The sequence below is a fragment of the Rossellomorea sp. SC111 genome (assembly GCF_024733565.1).
GTDB lineage: Bacteria > Bacillota > Bacilli > Bacillales > Bacillaceae_B > Rossellomorea.
Genome location: NZ_JANIOC010000016.1, coordinates 13,341 through 33,408 on the forward strand (window position 1 = coordinate 13,341; position 20,068 = coordinate 33,408).

Here is a 20,068-nt window from a genome sequence, read left to right on the forward strand (position 1 = left end):
CTGTTTACTCCACACCCACCGCACTATAAGCTGATTCCACCGCTTTTACTTCTGCAGAAGACTCACCATTGCGGTCAGGATACAGATCCCTCGCCGCCTGGATGGCTGCTTGTCTCATTTCGCTGAAGCCGGATGTCGCAGTCAGATAAAGAGTGAGGGCACGGTAATAGATTTTCTCTGCTTTCGCCTTGCCGATTCCCGTCACTTCCACGCCATGGTGGGTTCCGCCATCGGTCAACAGGTAAGCGGCTTTATTATTGATGGAGCTGTTAATATGCACACCGCCATTATCAAGATCCCCAAGATAACGATCGTCATAGTGATCAGGGTAGTAGCCTGATTCCGTGTATCCACCGATATTGACGGATGCCGGATCCTTCATGTCCCGAAGTCCATCGCCGGAGCGGTTCGGTGTCCAAATGCCTTCACCAAGGAGCCACAGGTCGTCTCCTGTTTTATTTTCTACAAAAGACCCCATGATGTCTGCAAGGGATTCGTTGATGGCACCGGACTCATTTTCATATACCAGGTCGGCTGTCCGGTCGATGACACCATGTGTCATTTCGTGTCCGATGACATCAAGACCACCGGAAAGGGAGATCATGCGTTCACCGTCTCCATCCCCGTAAAGCATTTGTTTTCCGTTCCAGGCTGCGTTGTTCCATTTTTCCCCGATATGGACTGTAGAAATGAGTTTCATGCCATTGTTGTCCAAGGAATTACGAGCGAATTTCGTTTTGTAATAATCAAATACTTTCCCTGCATTGATATGGGCGGACACAGCGGCGGGATCATAGAAAAAGCTTTTTGGGCTTGTTACTTCAAAACCGGTCAAACCGAAGAGGGCGGATAGTATGATAAACGTATTGGGTGGCATCTGGTTGGCTTTAAACGTATGAATTCCATTGGCTCTTGTCCCGTCAAATAGATAATGTGTGCCATTGCCCATATCTTTTACAGCGTTAAAGGTCTGCAGATTCCCAAACATGTCCATTCCCCTGGCCTGTACCGGTTGGGTGGCAGGAGGGAGGGCCCTTGTGGAAGTTTTCACGTAACTCGGTGTCATTGCCCCGCTCGATTTAAAGTCTTTCGTTGCGTCTTGGATCTCGTTGTAGTGGTTGATGATTTCCCCGGTCATAGCATCCACGAAGTAGTGGAAGTAGCCTGGTGCAGGGACGGACGTCGAGGCTTTTACCAAATAAGATAGAACATACTTCCCTTCATGAGGATAGATGATAAGTTCCGATTCAATCCCATCATAATCTGAGACTTTCCCAATTTCCACGTCGATACTCGCTTTTACTGTCTCGAGGGCTTCCTCTTTGGAAACGGATGCCTCAGTAGGGACAGCAGATTTTGATAGATTTTGAGAAACACTTCCGAAGAAGGCTTTCACATCATTATTTGAATCTAATGCGATGGTTTGCTCTGATCCATAAACAGGAACCCCGCCGAGCTGCTCGACGGTTCTGTAATGATAGGAACCATTCTTACTGTCGTCTTCCTCTTGAATGATCTTGAAGTGGTTCTTTGCCGCCTCGATGGAGACAACTGACTTCGTTTGGGGTTGTAACACTTTGGACTGCAGGAACTGATACAGCACATCCTGCTTCGACAATCCTTCAGGGGCATCCCATGACTCTACTATGTAGGAAGGACTGTTCTTCACTTGCTCATTTGCCAGCACATTGTACCCCGGTGCTGCCAGACTCCCGAATGCAAGGGAGGTCGCGATCAACACGGGTATTGTTCTCTTCTTCATCTTCTTTTGTTTCAAACCAAACACCTCTCCGAAAAGTAATGTAGAACACCTCCAATTATTCAGAATAATCAAATCATGGTCAATTGGGTTAATGAGAACGGCTTTCTATGGGGAAATAGACGTGGAGAATGACAATTTCCCTGGAAATACCCCTGAATTCGACAAGGAAATGACCCGATTTACAATCAATCACCGCTAATTTACGATTAGAACCAATAAAGCGACCAAGGAGGAGTCAGGAAATGACGTGGCGTTTCGGCAAACTCGTGATTCCATGTTTAGTATGGATCAATCTATCATTGACCCTCCATCTGATTGGGGAAACAGAAGCGGCTTTTTCCACTCAGGTAAAGAGCGGCACCCTGGCATTCTCGGCGGCATTCGTCTTTCCGGCTGCAATTCAGCAGATGGAGGAAGAAGCAAGAGTGCAGGCTGATAAGATTGAGCAGCTGTATCAAGGATATGAGAAATTAAACCAGGAAGAAGCCCTTCTGTCAAAAGAAAAATTGGTTGAGGGGAATGAGGCTTTACAGGGACTTCATGACAAAATGGAAAGCTATTATCAGGAAGCACTAAACGACCCAAAGGAATATCCCTATGTTATAGAAGGATTTTTAACAGTGGACAAGCTTGTGGGGGACATCGATGCTGAAGGGAAAATAACCAGGATGGAATCATATATTCAGAGTTTACGGGTTGCAGGGGAAACCGCTGTCGAACAGAAGATACGGGATGAAGAGGCAGACCCTGTCACAAGCGGATCGATCCCGATACAAGCCTCTGAAAGCGCTGAAAAACAGGAAGGGGAATCCGAATGAGAAAATTATTCTTCATACTCAGAAAAATAACCATCACCATCACTTTCATCCTATTCTGTTCACTTGCCTTCATCGTCTTATCCTCCAGGGCATCAGGAGGAGATCCGACGGTCCTCAATCATCAATTCAAGGTCGTCCTGTCTGGTTCCATGGAGCCCACGTTTCAAACGGGATCGGTGATTGTAATCGAAAAAGTCAAAGCCGATCGGGAATATAAGAAAAATCAAATCATCACCTTCCGATCAGAGGATAAATTGATCACCCACCGAATAATCGACATGAAAGAAAGCAACGGTCAAACTCTTTACGTCACAAAGGGGGACAACAATGACGCACCGGACCGGGGGTATGTCCTCACTCAAAACATCGTGGGAAGCTATTCCGATTTCACCATCCCGTATCTTGGTTATGCGGTGAACTATGCGTCTTCGAAACTGGGATCGGCACTTCTACTATTCATTCCGGGACTACTTCTCGTTTTTTCAGCGGTACGATCCATTTTTGTGACATTGAAGGAAGTTGAAGTCAACACCACTGGTTGATCCTGTTATTTGTCGATTGTGACGAATGATAGATTGATAAATAGATAAAACAAAGGGAGGAAGAAGAATATGAGTTTTGCAAAGAAGGTAAGCAAGGGAGTATTAACGGCAGCATTGGGGTTTTCATTGATGGGTGGAGGTACATACGCTTATTTCAGCGATACGGTGGAGACGCAGAATACGTTTGCTGCTGGAACATTGGATCTTGCTGTGAATCCTGAAGTGGTCGTGAATGTGGAGAACATCAAGCCGGGTGATGAAATCCAGCGTGAATTTACACTGGAAAACAACGGAACACTCGACATCTACAAAGTACTCCTTGGGACAAGCTATACAGTGGAGGATGCGATGCAAAACGGGGCGGCCAATGGAGATGATCTCGCCAAGCATATTAAGGTCACCATCATGTACAATCAAGGAAGCGCCTATTCACCTGTAGTGGAAACATCTTTATTTGAACTGAAGAATCAGACACCGGATCTGACGGCCATGAATACATTCGTTGGAAGTGAAGTCGTTCCAGATGGAATCCCCGCTGGCGGCAGGGAGAAAATCCTCGTCCTCTTCGAATTCGTCGATAATGGCGAAGATCAGAATGAATTCCAGGGAGACGCCCTGAAGGTCAACTGGACGTTCAATGCAGAGCAAGGCGAAGGGACGCTTCATGAATAAACGCTTAACGAAACCCCCTGGATGTCTCCAGGGGGGTTTTGTCACCCGACGGCGGAAGGGGTTTCGCATGCATGGATATAATCCAAAAGCTCCCCGGCCGGTACGGGCCTGCTGATGTAGTACCCTTGTGCATACTCACACTGCAATCTCCTCAGCCATTCCAATTGAGATTCGGTTTCCACCCCTTCTGCCACGATGGTCAGATTCAAATGCTTGGCCATGGCATGGATTGCGGAAACGATCGCTTTATTGGACTCATGATCATCGAGTCCAATGATGAAGCTCCGGTCGATCTTCAACGTTTGAATCGAGAATTTCTGGAGATAACTTAATGAGCTGTATTCGATGCCGAAATCATCGATGGCGATGGATACGCCGATCTCCCGCAGGGCATTCAGTTTTGCCAGGGCTTCCTCGACATGGTGCATCGTCGTGCTTTCCGTGACCTCGAGTTCGATGAGGGAAGGGGGGACATCGTATGTGTTCAGTACATCCCTCACCATGTCGACAAATGTAGCATCGTGAAACTGCCGGGAAGAGACATTGACTGAAATCTTGAACTCATGACCCTCCTGGATCCAGACCTTCAGCTGCTTGCAGGATTCAATCAGGATGCGGTGTCCAAGTGGAATGATCAGCCCCGTTTCTTCGGCTAGAGGAATAAAGTCCACTGGTGAAATCAAGCCCTTTACCGGATGATTCCACCTCACCAACGCTTCCACCCCGACAATCCTGTTCGTCGTTAGTGAGAGCTGAGGCTGGTAATAAAGCTCAAACTCTTCATTGATCAGCGCTTTTCTAAGATTTTCCTCTAGCTCGATCGGATTGATCCCTTTCTCTTCAAGCTGATCGGAAAATAAAAGCTGATAGGCGCCTTCGCTCTTTTTCATCGTATACATGGCGATGTCGGCCTTTTTCAAAAGAGTGGAGAGATCACGCCCATCTTGAGGATAAAGGGAGATCCCGATGGAAGTGGACGTGATGATGTCATGGCCCCCGATATCGAATGGGACTTCCAGGCTTTCATGAATCGCTGCCGTCACCTTATGGACGTCATTCCGGCATCCGATGGTAGGAAGAAGGATGATGAACTCGTCCCCGCTCATCCGTGCAATGAAACCTTTCGTTCCAAGCACCTTCACGCATCTTTTCCCCACACGGGAGATGAGCTCGTCGCCGTACCCATGGCCCAATGTGTCATTGACGATTTTAAATCGGTTCAAGTCGAGGAGCAGGATGGCCATCTGCTCGTGCCCCTCCTGAACTTTTTTCTCGAACTCTTCATTAAAATAGCGCCTGTTCGGTAATCCGGTCAGTTCATCATGATAGGCGAGGTACTGGATTTGCTCCTTGTCCCGGATCGCTTCCGTAATATCCGACGCTAGGACATGGGCACCGGTCACTTCCCCGTCGAGATGAATCGGCACCACAATGATCTGAATGGACATGATGTGCCCTTTCCGATGTGTGAGTTTCATTTCGAACTTCGAGGGTTCCCCAATCAAGGATTTCTGGAATGCGGTCTGGATCTGGTCCAGATCCTTCTCCATGACAAACGATTGGAAGCCTTGACCAATCATCATCTCGATAGGGTAGCCTGTCATTTCCGCTGCCCTATTATTGGCTTCAATAATGACGGCATCTCGATTATAGGTGAAAATGGCGGAAAGATTATTCTGATATAAGGACCTGTATTCCTGTTCCTTCTCGTAAATATCCTTCATCTGTTTTTTATGCAAATCATTGGCCAAATGGTCCGGAATGAACCATAGTGCCAGCAGGATGCCCATTTCAATGATAAAAGGAATCATCTGATTGTTTTCCACCCGGGAAAGCTGCGGTCCATATTTCTCCGGTGAAAGAAGGGAGTAAGCTGTCAGATAGGTAATCCCTGAGAAACCAAGTCCCATAATGAAGCTCCAGAATGCGTGCGTTTTTCCTCTATACGAACTGCTTTCCTGATTATTAAGCTGGAGGAGCATCCGGAAAAAAGGAAACGTCACGCCAAGTGTCATTAGAATCGTCAACCCTATGTACATCGGTTTGAATTCAACATGAGGATAAATCAATCCGCTATACGTGGCGAAATTCCCCGCCATCATGATCAGGGAAAAAATGAACCCTCCCTTGATGAAGTGCACCTTATCCGTATTCACGTCCTGAAATAGCCGTAGAGACAGATAAATGCTAAAAAAACAAATAACGATAAAAATCGGAGCGAAATAGATGAACCGCTGGATGAAGATGTCGTATGAAACCATCAACGTCACTGAAGCGTGGAGCAGACAGTAAAGAATCGTATAAATAAAGGAAGGGAGCCACAACTCTTTTTTGCTCACCAGTTGTTTCTGGCCGTTTCGCTTGAACGCTTCCTTTAGTGCCAAATAGCTGCAACCGGCCGATAATAGAACGCTCAAAGTTATATTAATGAAAATTAGTAGAGTATCAGCCATTAGTACCTCCGTCCAAATACCTATTTCTAACAGTATAGCATGTATTTCGACAGCATTTTCCTATTTTTTCATTTTATCGACAGAGTTCTTCAACGGCTAGCCTCCAATTTCCTGGTCAGGAGTATGGCTCTGTCCAGCTGTTCCATTTCGACGTAGTGCTCATAAAGCACCTTCCCATACCGTTCGATCAACAGAAGATTGTTTGTTTCGAGGAAATGGGGAAGGGCTTCTTTTTCCAAATAGGAAACATATTCATCCCGGCACTGATTCTTTTGGAGGGAGAACAGTTCGAACAATTTAAGAAATAAAGAGCTTTTTAAATGTTTGCTTAATTGAAGCCCAAGGTGGATGTGTTTCTCCAGCTCTTTATCAGAACAAAGCTCACCTTCCATGCAGGCATCCGTGTAATTGCACAGTCTTCCCAAGTAGGTGACGGACCCTTTTTCCGCAAGGGTGAGTGCCTCTTTGAAGCAACGGCTTGCACTTGCAAAGTCGCAACGATTGTAATACTCATAGCCTAAGTTGTTCAAGAGCATCCCTTTCTGCTCAAGGAATCCAAGGGAATCACAATCCTCAATCAGATTCCGGTACCTTTCAATCAAATGGTTTTCATCACTTAATTGCAGTAACATGAGGGACTCTGCTTTGATGGAACCAAGATAATTATTCGTCTCTTTAAAATAACTGAGTGCTTTCTCTGCATAGAAATACGCCATGACCTTATTCCCGACGCAGTGGTAGGCAATGGATAAATGATAATAACATTCACGAATCTGGTAGTCATTCATATCAATTTTTTGTAACACTTGGATGGCTTTCTGCTGGTTCTCATAGGAGTTTCGATTGATATAGATGATCCCCTGTACATGATGAAAGAGATTGGTTTCAAAAGCCGGCAGATTTCCACGGTTGATGGAATCAAGGATGGAAGAAGCCGCGTCCGCTTTTTGATGGAGGATATAGTACCTCGCCCTGAGCAGGTGATAATAAGTACTGTACTTGGAGGATTCAAGAAAAGCTGATTTCTCCAGTTGTGACTTGATTTTCTCCACGAGGTTCATCCTTCTCATAATGATACTGTTATGCCAGAGATGGAGCTGCTGTTCAAGGAGATGGTATGCCTCGATTTCATGATGGATATCAATCCCCAGACGTTCAGAAAAAAGGGAGATGATTTCATCCGAATAAGCCGTTTTGCCCCGTTCAATTTTACTCACATGTGTCGTGGTACAAATTCCCTCTCCGAGCTGAGACTGGGTCAGACCTGCTTTCTCCCTGTAAAGACGAATGATTTCCCCTGTGTGCATGGATGATCCCTCCTGTGTGATGTATCCTGAAGAGTAGTATTTGTTGAGGATGCTGGATTTTCCTGCATAGGAAGGGGGATGAAAGATAAATGAGAAGGATGGCATGGATTTTGGGGTGTGGTGTGAAACAAAAAAACCTCTCCGAACCACCCGGAAAGGTCACTTCAATCGCTCCATATCTTCTATTATTTCTTCATAAGGAGGATTCGACACGCCTTCATACTGCTTCAACAATACACCGTTCTCACTCACTAGATAAAAAGAGGTCCCGTGGACGAACTGGTCTGAACCCTCGACCGCAGCAGCGGGAGTTTTAAACGACACATTAGCGAAGGATTCAATCTCATCCCGGGAGTATCCCGTCAGGAAGCTCCAGTTCCCGGCATCGAATTCATACCGGCTGCTGTATTCCTTCAGTACTTCCGGGGTGTCATGCTCCGGGTCGACGCTGATTGAAACCAATTGGACTTCATCATCCAATCCAGCCTCTGCAATCTTCTTCTGAAGCTTAGCCATATTCGCCGTCATCGGCAGGCAGACGGTATCACAATTCGTGAAGATAAAATCGGCCACCATGATCTTCCCTTTATTGAGAGCGGTAAGCGACGTCTTCTCCCCATTCTGATCAACGGCGGATAAGTCCCCGACCTCCACCTTCATCGGAAACGACTCCTCCACATCCTGACCCTGACATCCGCTCAACAGCAGAAAACATAAGGTAACAATAGAAATCATAGACTTTACACCCACTGCGCTACCCCCTTCTATAATAGAGGTCCGTCCCTCAACGTGGAGGGACGGACCTTGCTCGTTAGTCGATGAATTGTTTGTCGATGAGATCGGTAAATTTTGGTTTTTCTTTCAGGAATTTGAGTTCGTAGGAGGAGTCGGCGAATGCCTGGACGGCGTCTGAGTCCACTTTGTATGTGAATCCGATGCGTTCCCATGCCTGGTCGACAACTTCTTTACTCAGGTCCTGGCCGGTGACTTCTTTTACGTCTTTGATCGTGATTTCTTTCGCTTCTTCAGGATTTTTTTCTATAAATGAAGTCGCTTCTTTATGGGCATCGACGATCTTTTGAATCGTGTCCGGATGTTCTTTGACCGATTTTCCTGACGCCACGAGTACGGAAGCAGGAAGTGTTTCCCCGAAGGAAATTTCATCATGATCGATGATGATGTTGGCGCCTGTTTCCTGTTGGATCACCGCGGCCCAAGGTTCAGGAGCGACGGCGATGTCGACTTTCCCTGATTTCAACATGTTCGCATATTGGGCAGGGTTCCCTGTTACGTGCTTCATCGTGCCCCCGATGCGCTGGGACTCGATCCCGTGCTCGCCGAGGAAGGTTTCCACCTGGACATCATGGGTACAACCGACTGCCGGAGTGATGAACGATTTGCCTGCAAAATCCTCTACGGACTTCACGCCACTTTCTTTACTCGCAAGGACCACGGTTCCACCCGTCGATCCGCCACCGATGATTTTCACATCGGCACCGGTCATATAGTTATTCATGGCTGGCCCTGGTCCAACAAGACCCGCATCGATATCACCCGTTTTCAAGGCGGTCATGAACGAAGAACCATCCGGGAACGTTTTGTATTCCACCTTCGTGCCGTCTCCCAGTTCTTTTTCATAAAATCCTTTGTCTTTGGCAACCATGGCCGGGACGTGGTTAATATTCGGGAAGTAGCCGATGACAACTTTCTTGCTGACATCTCCCGAGCTTTTTTCTGTCCCGCAGCCAGCAAGGACCCCAAGGAATGTGAAGAAAATCGTGAGTAGTAAAAACATCTTTTTCATTATTTATCCTCCTAATGGCGGGTGAACCCGCAAATTTTTTATGATTCCAATCCCCAGCGCTTGATCACAGATTTCTCGATTCGCTGGAAAAGTAACTGATCGACGATGGCCCCGATGACGCCGATGATGATCATGACGGCGATCACCAGGCTCATGTCACCGAAATCCGAAGCGTAGCGGAGCGTGTATCCAAGCCCGGGCCCTGTACTGAGGAGTTCGCCTGCCATCAGTGCCCGCCAGGCGAATGCCCAGGCAAGGCGCGATCCGGTGACCACATAGGGGATCGATGCCGGGAAGATGACCCGGATGAATAAGTCCAATCCTTTCGAGCCCATCGTCTGTGCGGCTTTTAAAAAGAGGGGGGAGACGTTCTTGATTCCCATCCGGATATTAAGGGCCATGACGAATGTTCCCCCGAGGATGACGACGAATATGACAGCTTTTTCATTGAGTCCGAACCACATGATGGCTAAGGGCAGCCAGACGATGCTCGGTACACTCTGAAATGCGAGAAGCAATGACCCCAGCGTATCGTCGGCGGTCTTTGATTTTGCCAGAAGTACGCCGATGCTTGTGCCGATGACTAACGAAATCCCAAGCCCGATAAATAGACGTTTGAAGCTCGCGATCAAATCGATGATCAGCGTTTGATCGGCAATGCCTGTGTAGAGTGCATGGAAAACGGAAGTAGGCGAAGGAAGGATGATTTCCGTCCAGAATCCCAATCGTGACCCGGATTCCCAAAGGCCGATGATGAGGGCAAAGAAGATGATGCGTTTAAGAGCTGTGTTCATAGGCCAATTCCTCACTTATCACTTTGTCGATTTCTTTCTTTAAATAACTCATGATATGTTCTTCGATTTTTACCATTTCTTCCTTATGTGCATCCCGGGGACGGGGGATATCCACGTTGATATCTGCCAAAATCGTTCCGGGCCGGGTCCCCATGACGATGATCCGGTCTGATAGCTTGATAGACTCCGAGATGCTGTGAGTGACGAACAGGACGGTCTTCTTCGTTTCCATCCAGATTGTTTCAAGCTGATGGTGGAGGCGGGAGCGTGTCTGTTCATCCAGGGCGCCGAATGGTTCATCCATGAGCAGGATCTCCGGATTCATGGAGAGGGCACGGGCGATTGCCACCCGCTGCTGCATTCCTCCAGAAAGCTCATGAGGATAATGATCCTGATAGTTTCCGAGCTGGACCATATGTAAGTATTTGGCTGCCTGGGCTCTTGCCTCTTTCTTGGACATTTCTTTTTTTAAAGGGAAAGTGACGTTGTCCCGGACATTCAGCCACGGAAACAGCGCAGCCTGCTGGAAGACCATGCCCCGGTCTTTTCCGGGTTTCTTTATCGGATTTCCGTCTACAAGGACTTCTCCGGATGTAGAATCGGTCAATCCCGCCACAATCGAAAGAAGGGTGGACTTCCCGCAACCCGATGGTCCCAGGATGGATACGAATTCGCCCTTTTCAATCTCGAGATTAATCTCTTTCAGCACTTCAGTGGGATTACCCGTCTTATCAAGGTATTGCTTATTTAAAAGATTGATCTCGATGAACATTCCATCACCCCTTATCTTATAATTCTTATTAGTTTAGTCGGAATATAAATAATACAATTATAGTATATTGGGGGAGGTTGTCAAGGTTTCCTTTATCATGCAATTTACCTACTTATTCTTCTTAGGAGGAAAGGTTTAGAAAATAGATTTTCTTAAAGGAAAATAACTGAACTCAAGACTTTCCCAATAGTCGTTTTTAACCACCCCAAAAAGGGTAACCCTATACTAAATACCAAAATTTTCTTATATACCAATAGGAGGGACCAAATTTGATCAGCCAAACGAGAGATATTGTCCAGAAATCATTAAATGCGTTACTAGAGGATCAGTCATTTTTACCGGAAGTGAAAGGTGAAAACAGAAAGAAAGCGTTTACGTCGTTGACGTCGATCCTGTCGACGCCGAATCACGTACATAAATCGTATCTGCGGATTCCGCTTGATGATGAGAAGGTAGTCCGTATCCCATCGTTCCGCGTTCAGCATAATAATGCCCTCGGACCTTATAAGGGCGGGATCCGTTTCCATGAGTCGGTGAATGAGGAAGAGGTCGTGAACCTGGCATCGTTGATGACGTTGAAGAATGCCCTTCATGACGTCCCTTTCGGAGGCGGGAAAGGCGGAATCATCCTGAATCCCCGTGAGTATTCGGAGAAAGAGCTTCACTTGATCGCAAGGAAATACGTCCAGTACTTCAGTGATATCCTCGGACCTGATAAGGATATCCCGGCTCCTGATATGGGATCCGGCGAACGGGAAATGGACTGGATGATGGCGGAGTACAAGAGCATTCGTCCAGGCATGCCTTACAGGGGAAGCTTTACCGGGAAAAGCGTGGTGAATGGAGGGTCCCTTGGCCGACGGGAAGCGACGGGTAAAGGCGTGTTCTTTACATTCCGTTACCTCGTTCATAATTTCGTGAAGGAGCAGAAGAGCCTGCTGACGAAGACGGATAACGTGTTTGCGAAAACAGCCCTCGATTATGAGGACCGTCCCTTGACGATCGCCGTCCAGGGATTCGGGAACGTTGGATCGGTAGCAGCCCTTGAAGCCCACCAGTCCACCCATCTTCAAAATAAAGTGGTAGCGGTGAGCGACCGGAATGTGACGCTGTACAATGAAGAGGGCCTGGACGTCCCAGCTCTTGTCGAGTTCACGATGAAGAATAAAGGTGACCTGCCGACTGAAAACAGCCAGTTGAAGGAAATAGGAGTAAAGGCGGAAATTCAAGAACGTGATGAGGTCCTTTATCTGGATGTTGACGTTCTGATGCTTGCTGCCCTTGAAGATCAGGTGCACAAGGACAATGCAGGCAAAGTCAAAGCTAGGATCATCGTCGAAGGAGCGAATGCACCGATCACCACGGAAGCTGACACATACTTGAGTGAAAAAGGGGTCATCATCATCCCGGATATCCTGGCCAATGCCGGCGGGGTCATCGTTTCCTACTTCGAATGGCTGCAGGGCAGGGAAACCCAGTTCTACACAGAGGAAGAAGTCTTCAACCTCCTCTACGACAAAATGAAATCCACCCTCGACACCGTCCTGCCCCTATTCTTCGGAGACCCATTCCCACTCCGGCAGAACTGCTACATCCACTCCGTCATGAAACTATCGACGGTCCTCTATAGACAGGGAAAACTGTATTAATATTTGAGGGACGGACCTCCATTCCTAGGAGCTGGTACTAGGAGTCGAGGTCCGTCCCTTTGACTTTTTTCATCTTTGAATCTATTCCGGGAAGATGTTATAGTGGGTTTTAGAATGGGTTTGAACGAAACACTGATTTGGTCAGGGGGTTATGAAAAAGGATGTCTATTGATCGAAGAGAGTTGATTGTAGAAGCGGCGACGAAGTCTTTTTCGCTGTTCGGATATAAGGCGACGACGATGGATCAGGTAGCGAAGCTTGCGAATGTCGGGAAGGGAACGATTTATACGTTCTTTAAGAATAAGGATGAACTGTTCGAAGAAATCGTCTATAGCATGGTAAGGGAAATGAAATCGTCAGCAGATCTTGCCATCCAACCTGACAACAGCTTTTATGAAAATGTCCACGAGGCATTGATTACGCTTCTTGAGTACCGGACCGAGCATCAGCTGATGCTGAAGCTGATCGAGGAAGAGAAACAAATCGGTACACGTGCCGTGGAGGAAATGCTTCATCATATTGAAAATGAACTGATTGCCTTTGTAAAAAGCAAGATTGATCGGGCTATGGAGAGTGGGCAGATCAAGCCTTGTGATTCAGAAATCATTTCATTTATCTTATTGAAAGTATACATTTCCCTTGTGTCCGATTGGGAACGGAATCACTCACCCCTATCGTCTGAAAAAATTGCCGCAATCATGGAGGATTATTTACTGAAAGGATTATCCACGTAAATGGTCCTTTCTTTTTTGGAGCCCTATGACCAAATGGTGAAAATAGTCATATATTCGAAAGGATTGATAAAATGAAAGGATTGCATTCACTGAAAGGTGAATTTCGTAACATCTTTACGAATAAGACCTTGTTGATTGCCGTCTTAGCCGTGTTGTTTATCCCTGTGTTATACAGTGGAACATTCTTATGGGCATTCTGGGATCCGTACGGTCAGGTGGATCAGCTCCCTGTTGCCGTCGTCAACAATGATAAAGGTGCCGACTTTAATGGAGAAAAACTGACGATCGGAGAAGACTTTGTAGAAGACTTGAAAGAGAACGACACATTTGATTGGAGATTCGTAGATGAAGAGAAAGCTGATCGGGGTCTTGAGAACCGGGACTATTATTTGAAAATCGAAATCCCGGAAAATTTCTCTCAGCATGCGACGACCCTCGAGGATGTGCATCCTGAGAAATTGGAACTCGTCTATACGGCCAATCAAGGCTCAAACTATCTTTCTTCTAAAATAGGAGACTCGGCGATTGAGAAGATTAAGGAAGAGGTATCGGGTGCGGTCACGAAAACCTATGCCGAATCGATGTTTGACCAGATCAAGGAGGTCGGGGACGGACTGACTGAAGCGAGTGATGGAGCCGGGGAGCTGAACGACAAGCTTGGCGACGCAACATCCGGTTCCGATGACCTTCATGACGGAATCGATTCAGCCCATGTAGGCGCCAATAAACTTTCCGACGGACTGGGAGATGCCGAATCGGGAGCGAATAAACTCGATGACGGTGTCGGATCCGTTGCTGAGGGTGCGAATAAACTTGAAAATGGAGTCAACTCAGCCCAGAACGGGGCAGGCGCCCTGAAAGAAAACATCGGCAAAGCCCAAAACGGAGCCAAGGATCTGAACGGCGGGATCAACAGCGTGAATAGCGGAGCTCAAACGTTAAATGAAAAGCTTCAGGAACTCGCCGGGAAGTCCACTGCTTTTTCAACAGGGGTCGATTCAGCTTACGCCGGCTCTAAAAAAGTGTCGGCCGGCCTTCAATCCTTTGATGCAGCCCTCACGCAAATGACAGAAGGGAATCAAGAACTTCTGACCGGCGCGAAGGACTCACAGGATGGAGCAAAAGGACTTGCAGGTGGTCTTCAGGAGTCACAGGCCGGATTGAATAAAATGAATAGTAATCTGCCTGCACTCGCAACGGAATCAACAGAGGTTGCCTCTCAAGCTGAAGCTTTATCCGGGAAGGCAACTGAAATCAGCAATGATGTGAACGGTGCAGATACCGGTTCAACCGAGGTCAGTCAAGGACTTCAAGAGGCAGAGGCCAATGTCAATGCCTTGATTGCACAGGAACAGGATCCGGCACAGAAAGAAAAGTTGAAAGAGTTGAAAGCATCTCTTAATGGTTTGACTAGTAAAAGTCAGAACGTAACCGATAAAGTGTCTCATGTATCAGGTGCTGCTTCTGCATTCGACACTCAATCGAAAGAATTGTCCACGAAGGCCCGGGAACTCTCAGACAATCAGATGGCATTAACGGCAGGATTTGATAAGATTACTAAAAACCAGGCGACATTAGCAGAAGGGGCAAATTCCCTGCTGGGTGGCCAGGCCCGTCTTGTTGGGGGCCTTTCCCGAGTGAAAGAAAAGATTTCAGACGCACAAAAAGGAATCGACCAACTTATTGACGGAAGCACCGCCTTAACGACAGGCCTCGGTAAACTCGACGATGGAACCGATGCCTTACAAAAAGGATCCGCGAAACTTGCCAAAGGATCCTCGGATCTGGCTGATGGAACGAGCCAATTATCTTCAGGCTCCGATCAGCTAGTCAACGGTCTCGGCGGCTTGTATGACGGATCCGGGAAATTGTATAACGGACTTGGAGAGCTCTCGAAAGGATCGAATGATCTGTCGGAAGGACTTGGAATGTTCTCATCCAAATTCAAGGATCTAATGAGCGGACTGGGAGAACTCCGGAACGGGTCTACAGACTTATCATCCGGTCTTGGGAAGCTTTCAAACGGTTCAACGGATCTGACAGACGGCCTGAATAAACTGACGGATGGATCATCCGAGTTGAAAAACAAGCTTGCGGACGGCGCTGAAGATGTGAATGACGTCAACGCCAATGACGACATCTATGATATGTTCGCAAAACCTGTCACCTTGACAGACAAACCGATCCACGATGTACCGAACTATGGAACGGGCTTCACCCCGTACTTCCTGTCACTCAGCTTATTTGTCGGGGCCCTCGTGATTTCGATCATCTTCCCGATGCGGGAACCGGCTGTCACGCCGAGGAGTGGATTCGGGTGGTTCATTGGGAAATTCGGCGTTCTCATGTTTGCAGGGGTGTTTCAGGCACTGTTGGCAGATTCTATTCTTTTATGGGGACTCGGCCTTGAAGTGACCAGTATCCCGCTCTTTATTATGATGAGTATCCTGGCGAGCTGGACGTTCTTATCAATCGTCCAATTCCTGGTGACCTCCCTTGATAATCCAGGGCGATTCATCGGGATTCTCATCCTGATTTTACAATTGACGAGCAGTGCAGGTACCTATCCAATTGAACTGGTCCCTGAATTCCTGCAGCATTTCTCAAACTTCCTGCCGATGACGTATACGATCAATGCGTTCAGGGCCATCATCTCCACAGGGGATTATGCGTTCATGTGGCATAATGTGATATTCACCCTCCTCTTCTTATGTGTTGCCATGGGAGGGACCATCCTTTATCTCACATTCAGATTTCGCATCCTGCGCAGGAAGCATTATCGGGAAATAGAAGCATAATGAAAACCGGAGACGTTGATCTCCGGTTTTTTTCGTCAAAGGGTGTCCTATCATCACCCCTTCCCCTATATAAAAGGTGAAAGGAGGTGAGGCACATGGCAACAGCGGATCTGAAGTCGACGAGAATTCGTCTCGCTTACAATGACGGCCAGGATGAGAAAGGGAAGCCTAAGTTCGCGTACAAGTCGTACAGCTACATCAACGCCCTGGCATCAGCCGATGAAATGAACAGTGCGGCATTATCCATCGCAAGTCTTTCATCCAAAACGCTTTTCAACGTTGAGAAGCTACAGAGTTTTGACATTAATGAGTAATCGAAGGAGAGTGATATCAGATGGGAAGGAGGTATAAACGATGGCAAAAGTATTGGAACTGGAATTTAAAACCGAAGCGGGGAAGTCAGCGAAGTTATCCATCAATGACCCGATCGAGCCGATTGATACGGTGGCTGTGAAAGCAGCGATGGACAATCTGATCACGACCAATGTGTTCGCAAGTGCGACGGGCGCATTTGTGAGTGTGGAAGGTGCTCGCGTGGTGGAACGTAATGTGACGGATTATGATGTGATGTAGTGAGTGGTGTTAAAAGGGGCAGCGGAAACCATTACGGTTCCCGCTGCCTTTTTTCTTATACATATACTTCAATCGTATTTGCTTCCTCATGAAGCCATTTTTCAAGTTCCTGTTGCTTCAATTTGATCCCGCCTGAACGGTATCGGTTGGACAGGGATTCAAATCGTACTTCCTCCCCGTTCACCACAACCCGTTTTGAATCAGGGTTGCCAAGATGATAGACGAAGGTGACAGGACGTTTCGTGATCTCGAAGTCCATTCTCAATCCGTCTAGCTTGTCTGGCAGCACCGGGTCGATGATCAAATCTTCCTGTTCTTGACGAACGCCCAAGCAATTTGAAATCAGCTGGTTCATATAGATTCCCGGCCCGCTGGAGTAGATTCTCCATCCGCCTTTGACAGGTACGCTTCCGTCACGGAGTTCGTTGAAACGTTCCTGTGCTTCATAACGGGTATTGAATTTCCCGTCCGAACTGCTGAAGTACGCATTGCTTTGTCTTCTTTCCGCATTCGGGACGACGTCTTTCAGACCGATCGGGTTGATGATTTGTAATCCTTGCCACACTTCATCGGTTTTACCGAGCTTCGCCATGGCTTCAACATACCTGATATGGGCATGGACGTATTGAAGCCCGATTTCACGGCCGAAATTCGATGCCTGCTCGGCCCGTCTGAAGTGGGTGCTCACACCGCCTTCATACTTGGCAGGGCGGTTCATCAAGCGCACGCCGTCGGGACAATACAGATGCTCTTTGACCAATTGATAGTGCGTGTCTGCCTGCTCCGGTGTGAATAATTCTGAAATGATGCTCCGGTTCATGGGCAGCAGGCGGTAATGGATACCGGTCTTTGTATCTGTTGGATGCACCATGAACTCTGGGTTCCCTGGCTCTTCCATGTAAACAAACCCGGGGATGACCTCGTCCTTCAGAATATAGGTGTTGAAATCCTTCTGTATTCCCTGAGCCAGTGCCCTGATCTCCTGTGCCTCCTGATCAAATGTACCTTCAAGAACGGTTGCCAGTTTCTCAAGTACCTGATAGGTGAGGGCGACGGTCCAGCTGCTTGCCATGTATTTTTTTAATTGAGCATTGGCGGGCTGCAAGGTATCGTCCCAATCTCCATCACCATAGGAAGATAAGAAGGTGTCGTGGAGGAAATTCTCCTTGATGTAGGAGATTTCTTTTTGAATATGATGAAGCAGTGTTTCTTTTCTTTCTGTAAAACCAAATCCGTTCCGTTCTGTATATGGGATTCTCTCTTTCAAAATGCTGTAATCGTTCGTCGCAGCGATGTAGTCGCCGACGACTTTCAGCGGCCAGACGATGATATCCCCGTGGCTGTCATCCTGTTGGAACTTGTGGTAACGGTCAAACATGAACCACTGCGGCCAGTTTCCGTCATCTTCATACTGATGTGAGTAGACGGTCTTGATGATATCTTTAACAGATTGATAGTTTTGGGTAGCCATAAAGTATTCCGTCGGCCCCTGGCATACGTCGCGGGTACCCCATGCCGCGCCGCCGTATTGTTCCAGTCCGTGTGGGACGGAATAATGGACAAGCATATTATGGGTGTACCACCAGGCGAGGGAGTTCACCTTCTCTAACTCTGCAGGTACATCGTCGCCTAAGGATAGCCTGAATCCATTCATGACCTTATGATAATAGGCGCGATACGATTCGATTTCTTCCGTTAAATCCCGTGCTTTAAACGGTTGCTTTTCCCCGTCGATCAATCCCTGGATTGTCATACTCCATTCGGACGTTTCATTTACATCGATGACAATCAAGGAGGCAGAATTCTTTTCAACGTTATGAATCATTCTTTCTTCGGTCCCGACTTCAATGGAAGCACCGTCGACTTTCATCCTGTAGAGCAAATTCGGGAAAACCTCACTGCTCTCTGACTGTCGGTCTGCTGAGACCGTCAACCCGTTTTCCCCTTCTTCCACATGAAACCCGACTTCGTATTCGTGGTTGTTCATCGTGACCTGGTTCGTGACAAGGTAGCGGTAGTGACGGTTGTTTTTTGATTCAACATGAAGCGTGACTTCTGGTGAATCGACGACTGTGTAGTTGGTGACGATGATCGTATCATCTGCCGTTTTATAGTACCAGCGGGCATAGTTGAACCCAAGTTCAAACATGGACGGCATGGCGAGTAATCGATACGATCCGTCCGACTCGATGTATATCCGCTGACCGGACGTTTTCATGACATTCAGATGATTTCGTTGATTCGTCAGCATTTTGTTGAAGGACGTGTTGCCGACAACGAGCTGTGAATTGAATAATCCATACATGAATGAAGTTGTGGTGATTGTATCTTCCTTCAATTGATGGTTGTTCCCCGACATCAGAATATGCCCATGGGGTCTTTCCGTCATCAATTCTTTTTCTTTCAGTACGACATGTTCATGGGTTTCAGTAAAGAAGGAGAGGAGTGAATCCCCTTCGCGCTCTTCATTATGTCTGGTAGGGAAATAGGCTCCGACTTCTTCCTCGGTCATGGATAGAGAAGAAAGTGGATCACCGAATTCCGGGTTCAAACGCACCTGCACTTTTAATGGAGCGAATTCAGATTGAACCTGTGCCGCTTCTTTCCATGCGGCTTCTATATCTTCCTGAAACTCTAGTGAAGAAATGGCCGCTTCATGATTTTCTTTGAAGGCGCCATAGAAAACAATATGCGTCGACCCGTTCAGTTGTACTTTTTCTGATTGAAGCGCTGTATAAGCAAACTCATATTGATAGACTTCGTTTGCCAGGGATGCGCTTTTTAACGCTTCTGGCTCATTTGTATCTTTATATGTCAGTCCATAAAATTGAAATCCGTCCGTGGAGTAGCCGCTTGTCTTGCAGAGGGATCCCTGTTGGATATAAGGGAACCCGCTTGATTGGGGCTGGTTCTGCCGGGAGCAGAGGGCGTAGCCTTTCTCTTCATCCTGAAACACTTTGTGGTCGATGTACTGTGACATATAGGCTTCGTTGGAGCGGACGGCCCCGATATCTGCAAGACCGAGATCCTGTCCGTAAATGACGTCCACTTCAGCGTTCGTCCCATCAAGCGACACATCCCAGAACCATACGCCTTTTTCTGTTAAGGTAAACGTGACTTCGTATGAAATCGTTTCATATGTTCCCGTCCATCTGACCTGTGATTCAGCGAATTGGACGTTGCTTGATGACTTCACCCCGATAAGAGGGATGGAGTGGATTCCTGAATGCTCATGGATGCGCAGATACAGATTATTGAGAGAGCCGTCGATGGGATTCGTCATCAACTGATTGATCATATTTTGTTTATGTGTGACGGCGAATAGATCGCCACTTTTCAAAAATTTAAATTGTAGATCTCCTGATGTTACTTGAACATGTGAATGCATCG

General features: G+C 47.2%; 16 protein-coding genes. 8 read left to right on the forward strand and 8 right to left on the reverse strand.

Annotation, left to right across the window (positions count from 1 at the left end):
* Positions 1-4: 4 nt before the first annotated feature.
* Positions 5-1,762 (reverse strand): M4 family metallopeptidase, encoded by a 1,758-nt coding sequence (locus NQ095_RS18430; protein ID WP_258264966.1) that lies wholly within the window; start codon positions 1,760-1,762, stop codon positions 5-7.
* A 242-nt stretch (positions 1,763-2,004) separates the two neighbouring features.
* On the opposite strand from NQ095_RS18430, the gene NQ095_RS18435 reads away from it, so the two are divergent.
* From NQ095_RS18435 to NQ095_RS18445, 3 genes are all read left to right on the forward strand, one after another.
* A complete protein-coding gene (locus NQ095_RS18435) occupies positions 2,005-2,580 on the forward strand; it encodes a hypothetical protein (RefSeq protein WP_258264899.1) in 576 nt (191 codons plus the stop codon).
* Positions 2,577-3,122 carry a signal peptidase I SipW gene (gene sipW, locus NQ095_RS18440; RefSeq protein WP_258264900.1) on the forward strand — a complete coding sequence of 182 codons (546 nt, stop codon included), beginning with the start codon at positions 2,577-2,579 and terminating at the stop codon, positions 3,120-3,122. The genes NQ095_RS18435 and sipW overlap by 4 nt, the downstream gene beginning before the upstream one ends.
* Before the next feature lie 69 nt (positions 3,123-3,191).
* Positions 3,192-3,794: a TasA family protein gene (locus NQ095_RS18445; RefSeq protein ID WP_258264901.1), complete on the forward strand. Its 603-nt coding sequence runs from the start codon at positions 3,192-3,194 to the stop codon at positions 3,792-3,794.
* 41 nt (positions 3,795-3,835) lie between these two features.
* Here NQ095_RS18445 and NQ095_RS18450 read toward each other — a convergent pair whose 3' ends face one another.
* The 6 genes from NQ095_RS18450 to NQ095_RS18475 all read right to left on the reverse strand — a co-directional run bounded on the left by NQ095_RS18450 (position 3,836) and on the right by NQ095_RS18475 (position 10,924).
* Positions 3,836-6,211 carry a putative bifunctional diguanylate cyclase/phosphodiesterase gene (locus NQ095_RS18450; protein WP_258264902.1) on the reverse strand — a complete coding sequence of 792 codons (2,376 nt, stop codon included), beginning with the start codon at positions 6,209-6,211 and terminating at the stop codon, positions 3,836-3,838.
* 125 nt (positions 6,212-6,336) lie between these two features.
* Positions 6,337-7,554: a helix-turn-helix domain-containing protein gene (locus tag NQ095_RS18455; RefSeq protein WP_258264903.1), complete on the reverse strand. Its 1,218-nt coding sequence runs from the start codon at positions 7,552-7,554 to the stop codon at positions 6,337-6,339.
* Between the two features lie 159 nt (positions 7,555-7,713).
* Entirely contained in the window at positions 7,714-8,304 is a 591-nt protein-coding gene (locus tag NQ095_RS18460) for an SCO family protein (protein ID WP_309137666.1), read from the reverse strand.
* Between the two features lie 61 nt (positions 8,305-8,365).
* On the reverse strand, positions 8,366-9,358 hold the full coding sequence (locus tag NQ095_RS18465) for an aliphatic sulfonate ABC transporter substrate-binding protein (protein ID WP_258264904.1): 993 nt from the start codon (positions 9,356-9,358) through the stop codon (positions 8,366-8,368).
* Positions 9,359-9,396: 38 nt separating this feature from the next.
* Positions 9,397-10,152 carry an ABC transporter permease gene (locus tag NQ095_RS18470; protein WP_034764554.1) on the reverse strand — a complete coding sequence of 252 codons (756 nt, stop codon included), beginning with the start codon at positions 10,150-10,152 and terminating at the stop codon, positions 9,397-9,399.
* The gene (locus NQ095_RS18475; protein WP_258264905.1) at positions 10,136-10,924 is read right to left on the reverse strand and encodes an ABC transporter ATP-binding protein; all 789 of its coding nucleotides are present in this window, start codon (positions 10,922-10,924) and stop codon (positions 10,136-10,138) included. The genes NQ095_RS18470 and NQ095_RS18475 overlap by 17 nt, the downstream gene beginning before the upstream one ends.
* A 269-nt stretch (positions 10,925-11,193) precedes the next feature.
* Here NQ095_RS18475 and NQ095_RS18480 point away from each other — a divergent pair, with 269 nt between their 5' ends.
* From NQ095_RS18480 to NQ095_RS18500, 5 genes are all read left to right on the forward strand, one after another.
* Positions 11,194-12,573 (forward strand): Glu/Leu/Phe/Val family dehydrogenase, encoded by a 1,380-nt coding sequence (locus NQ095_RS18480; protein WP_258264906.1) that lies wholly within the window; start codon positions 11,194-11,196, stop codon positions 12,571-12,573.
* A gap of 161 nt (positions 12,574-12,734) precedes the next feature.
* The gene (locus NQ095_RS18485) at positions 12,735-13,307 is read left to right on the forward strand and encodes a TetR/AcrR family transcriptional regulator (RefSeq protein ID WP_258264907.1); all 573 of its coding nucleotides are present in this window, start codon (positions 12,735-12,737) and stop codon (positions 13,305-13,307) included.
* A 71-nt stretch (positions 13,308-13,378) separates the two neighbouring features.
* Positions 13,379-16,105: a YhgE/Pip family protein gene (locus tag NQ095_RS18490; RefSeq protein WP_258264908.1), complete on the forward strand. Its 2,727-nt coding sequence runs from the start codon at positions 13,379-13,381 to the stop codon at positions 16,103-16,105.
* Between the two features lie 95 nt (positions 16,106-16,200).
* On the forward strand, positions 16,201-16,419 hold the full coding sequence (locus tag NQ095_RS18495) for a DUF1659 domain-containing protein (RefSeq protein ID WP_258264909.1): 219 nt from the start codon (positions 16,201-16,203) through the stop codon (positions 16,417-16,419).
* A 40-nt stretch (positions 16,420-16,459) separates the two neighbouring features.
* Positions 16,460-16,678, forward strand: coding sequence for a DUF2922 domain-containing protein (locus NQ095_RS18500; RefSeq protein ID WP_258264910.1), 219 nt, complete (start codon positions 16,460-16,462; stop codon positions 16,676-16,678).
* 55 nt (positions 16,679-16,733) lie between these two features.
* Here the strand turns inward: NQ095_RS18500 and NQ095_RS18505 are convergent, their stop codons facing one another.
* Complete coding sequence (locus NQ095_RS18505) at positions 16,734-20,066, reverse strand: GH36-type glycosyl hydrolase domain-containing protein (RefSeq protein ID WP_258264911.1); 3,333 nt, start codon at positions 20,064-20,066, stop codon at positions 16,734-16,736.
* Positions 20,067-20,068 lie beyond the last annotated feature (2 nt).

What these genes read in the sequence shown, in the direction of transcription:
- NQ095_RS18430 (WP_258264966.1), bottom strand. Translation starts at nt 1,762, where the DNA reads ATGAAGAAGAGAACAATACCCGTGTTGATCGCGACCTCCCTTGCATTC.
- NQ095_RS18435 (WP_258264899.1), top strand. Translation starts at nt 2,005, where the DNA reads ATGACGTGGCGTTTCGGCAAACTCGTGATTCCATGTTTAGTATGGATC.
- sipW (WP_258264900.1), top strand. Translation starts at nt 2,577, where the DNA reads ATGAGAAAATTATTCTTCATACTCAGAAAAATAACCATCACCATCACT.
- NQ095_RS18445 (WP_258264901.1), top strand. Translation starts at nt 3,192, where the DNA reads ATGAGTTTTGCAAAGAAGGTAAGCAAGGGAGTATTAACGGCAGCATTG.
- NQ095_RS18455 (WP_258264903.1), bottom strand. Translation starts at nt 7,554, where the DNA reads ATGCACACAGGGGAAATCATTCGTCTTTACAGGGAGAAAGCAGGTCTG.
- NQ095_RS18465 (WP_258264904.1), bottom strand. Translation starts at nt 9,358, where the DNA reads ATGAAAAAGATGTTTTTACTACTCACGATTTTCTTCACATTCCTTGGG.
- NQ095_RS18470 (WP_034764554.1), bottom strand. Translation starts at nt 10,152, where the DNA reads ATGAACACAGCTCTTAAACGCATCATCTTCTTTGCCCTCATCATCGGC.
- NQ095_RS18475 (WP_258264905.1), bottom strand. Translation starts at nt 10,924, where the DNA reads ATGTTCATCGAGATCAATCTTTTAAATAAGCAATACCTTGATAAGACG.
- NQ095_RS18485 (WP_258264907.1), top strand. Translation starts at nt 12,735, where the DNA reads ATGTCTATTGATCGAAGAGAGTTGATTGTAGAAGCGGCGACGAAGTCT.
- NQ095_RS18490 (WP_258264908.1), top strand. Translation starts at nt 13,379, where the DNA reads ATGAAAGGATTGCATTCACTGAAAGGTGAATTTCGTAACATCTTTACG.
- NQ095_RS18495 (WP_258264909.1), top strand. Translation starts at nt 16,201, where the DNA reads ATGGCAACAGCGGATCTGAAGTCGACGAGAATTCGTCTCGCTTACAAT.
- NQ095_RS18500 (WP_258264910.1), top strand. Translation starts at nt 16,460, where the DNA reads ATGGCAAAAGTATTGGAACTGGAATTTAAAACCGAAGCGGGGAAGTCA.
- NQ095_RS18505 (WP_258264911.1), bottom strand. Translation starts at nt 20,066, where the DNA reads ATGCATTCACATGTTCAAGTAACATCAGGAGATCTACAATTTAAATTT.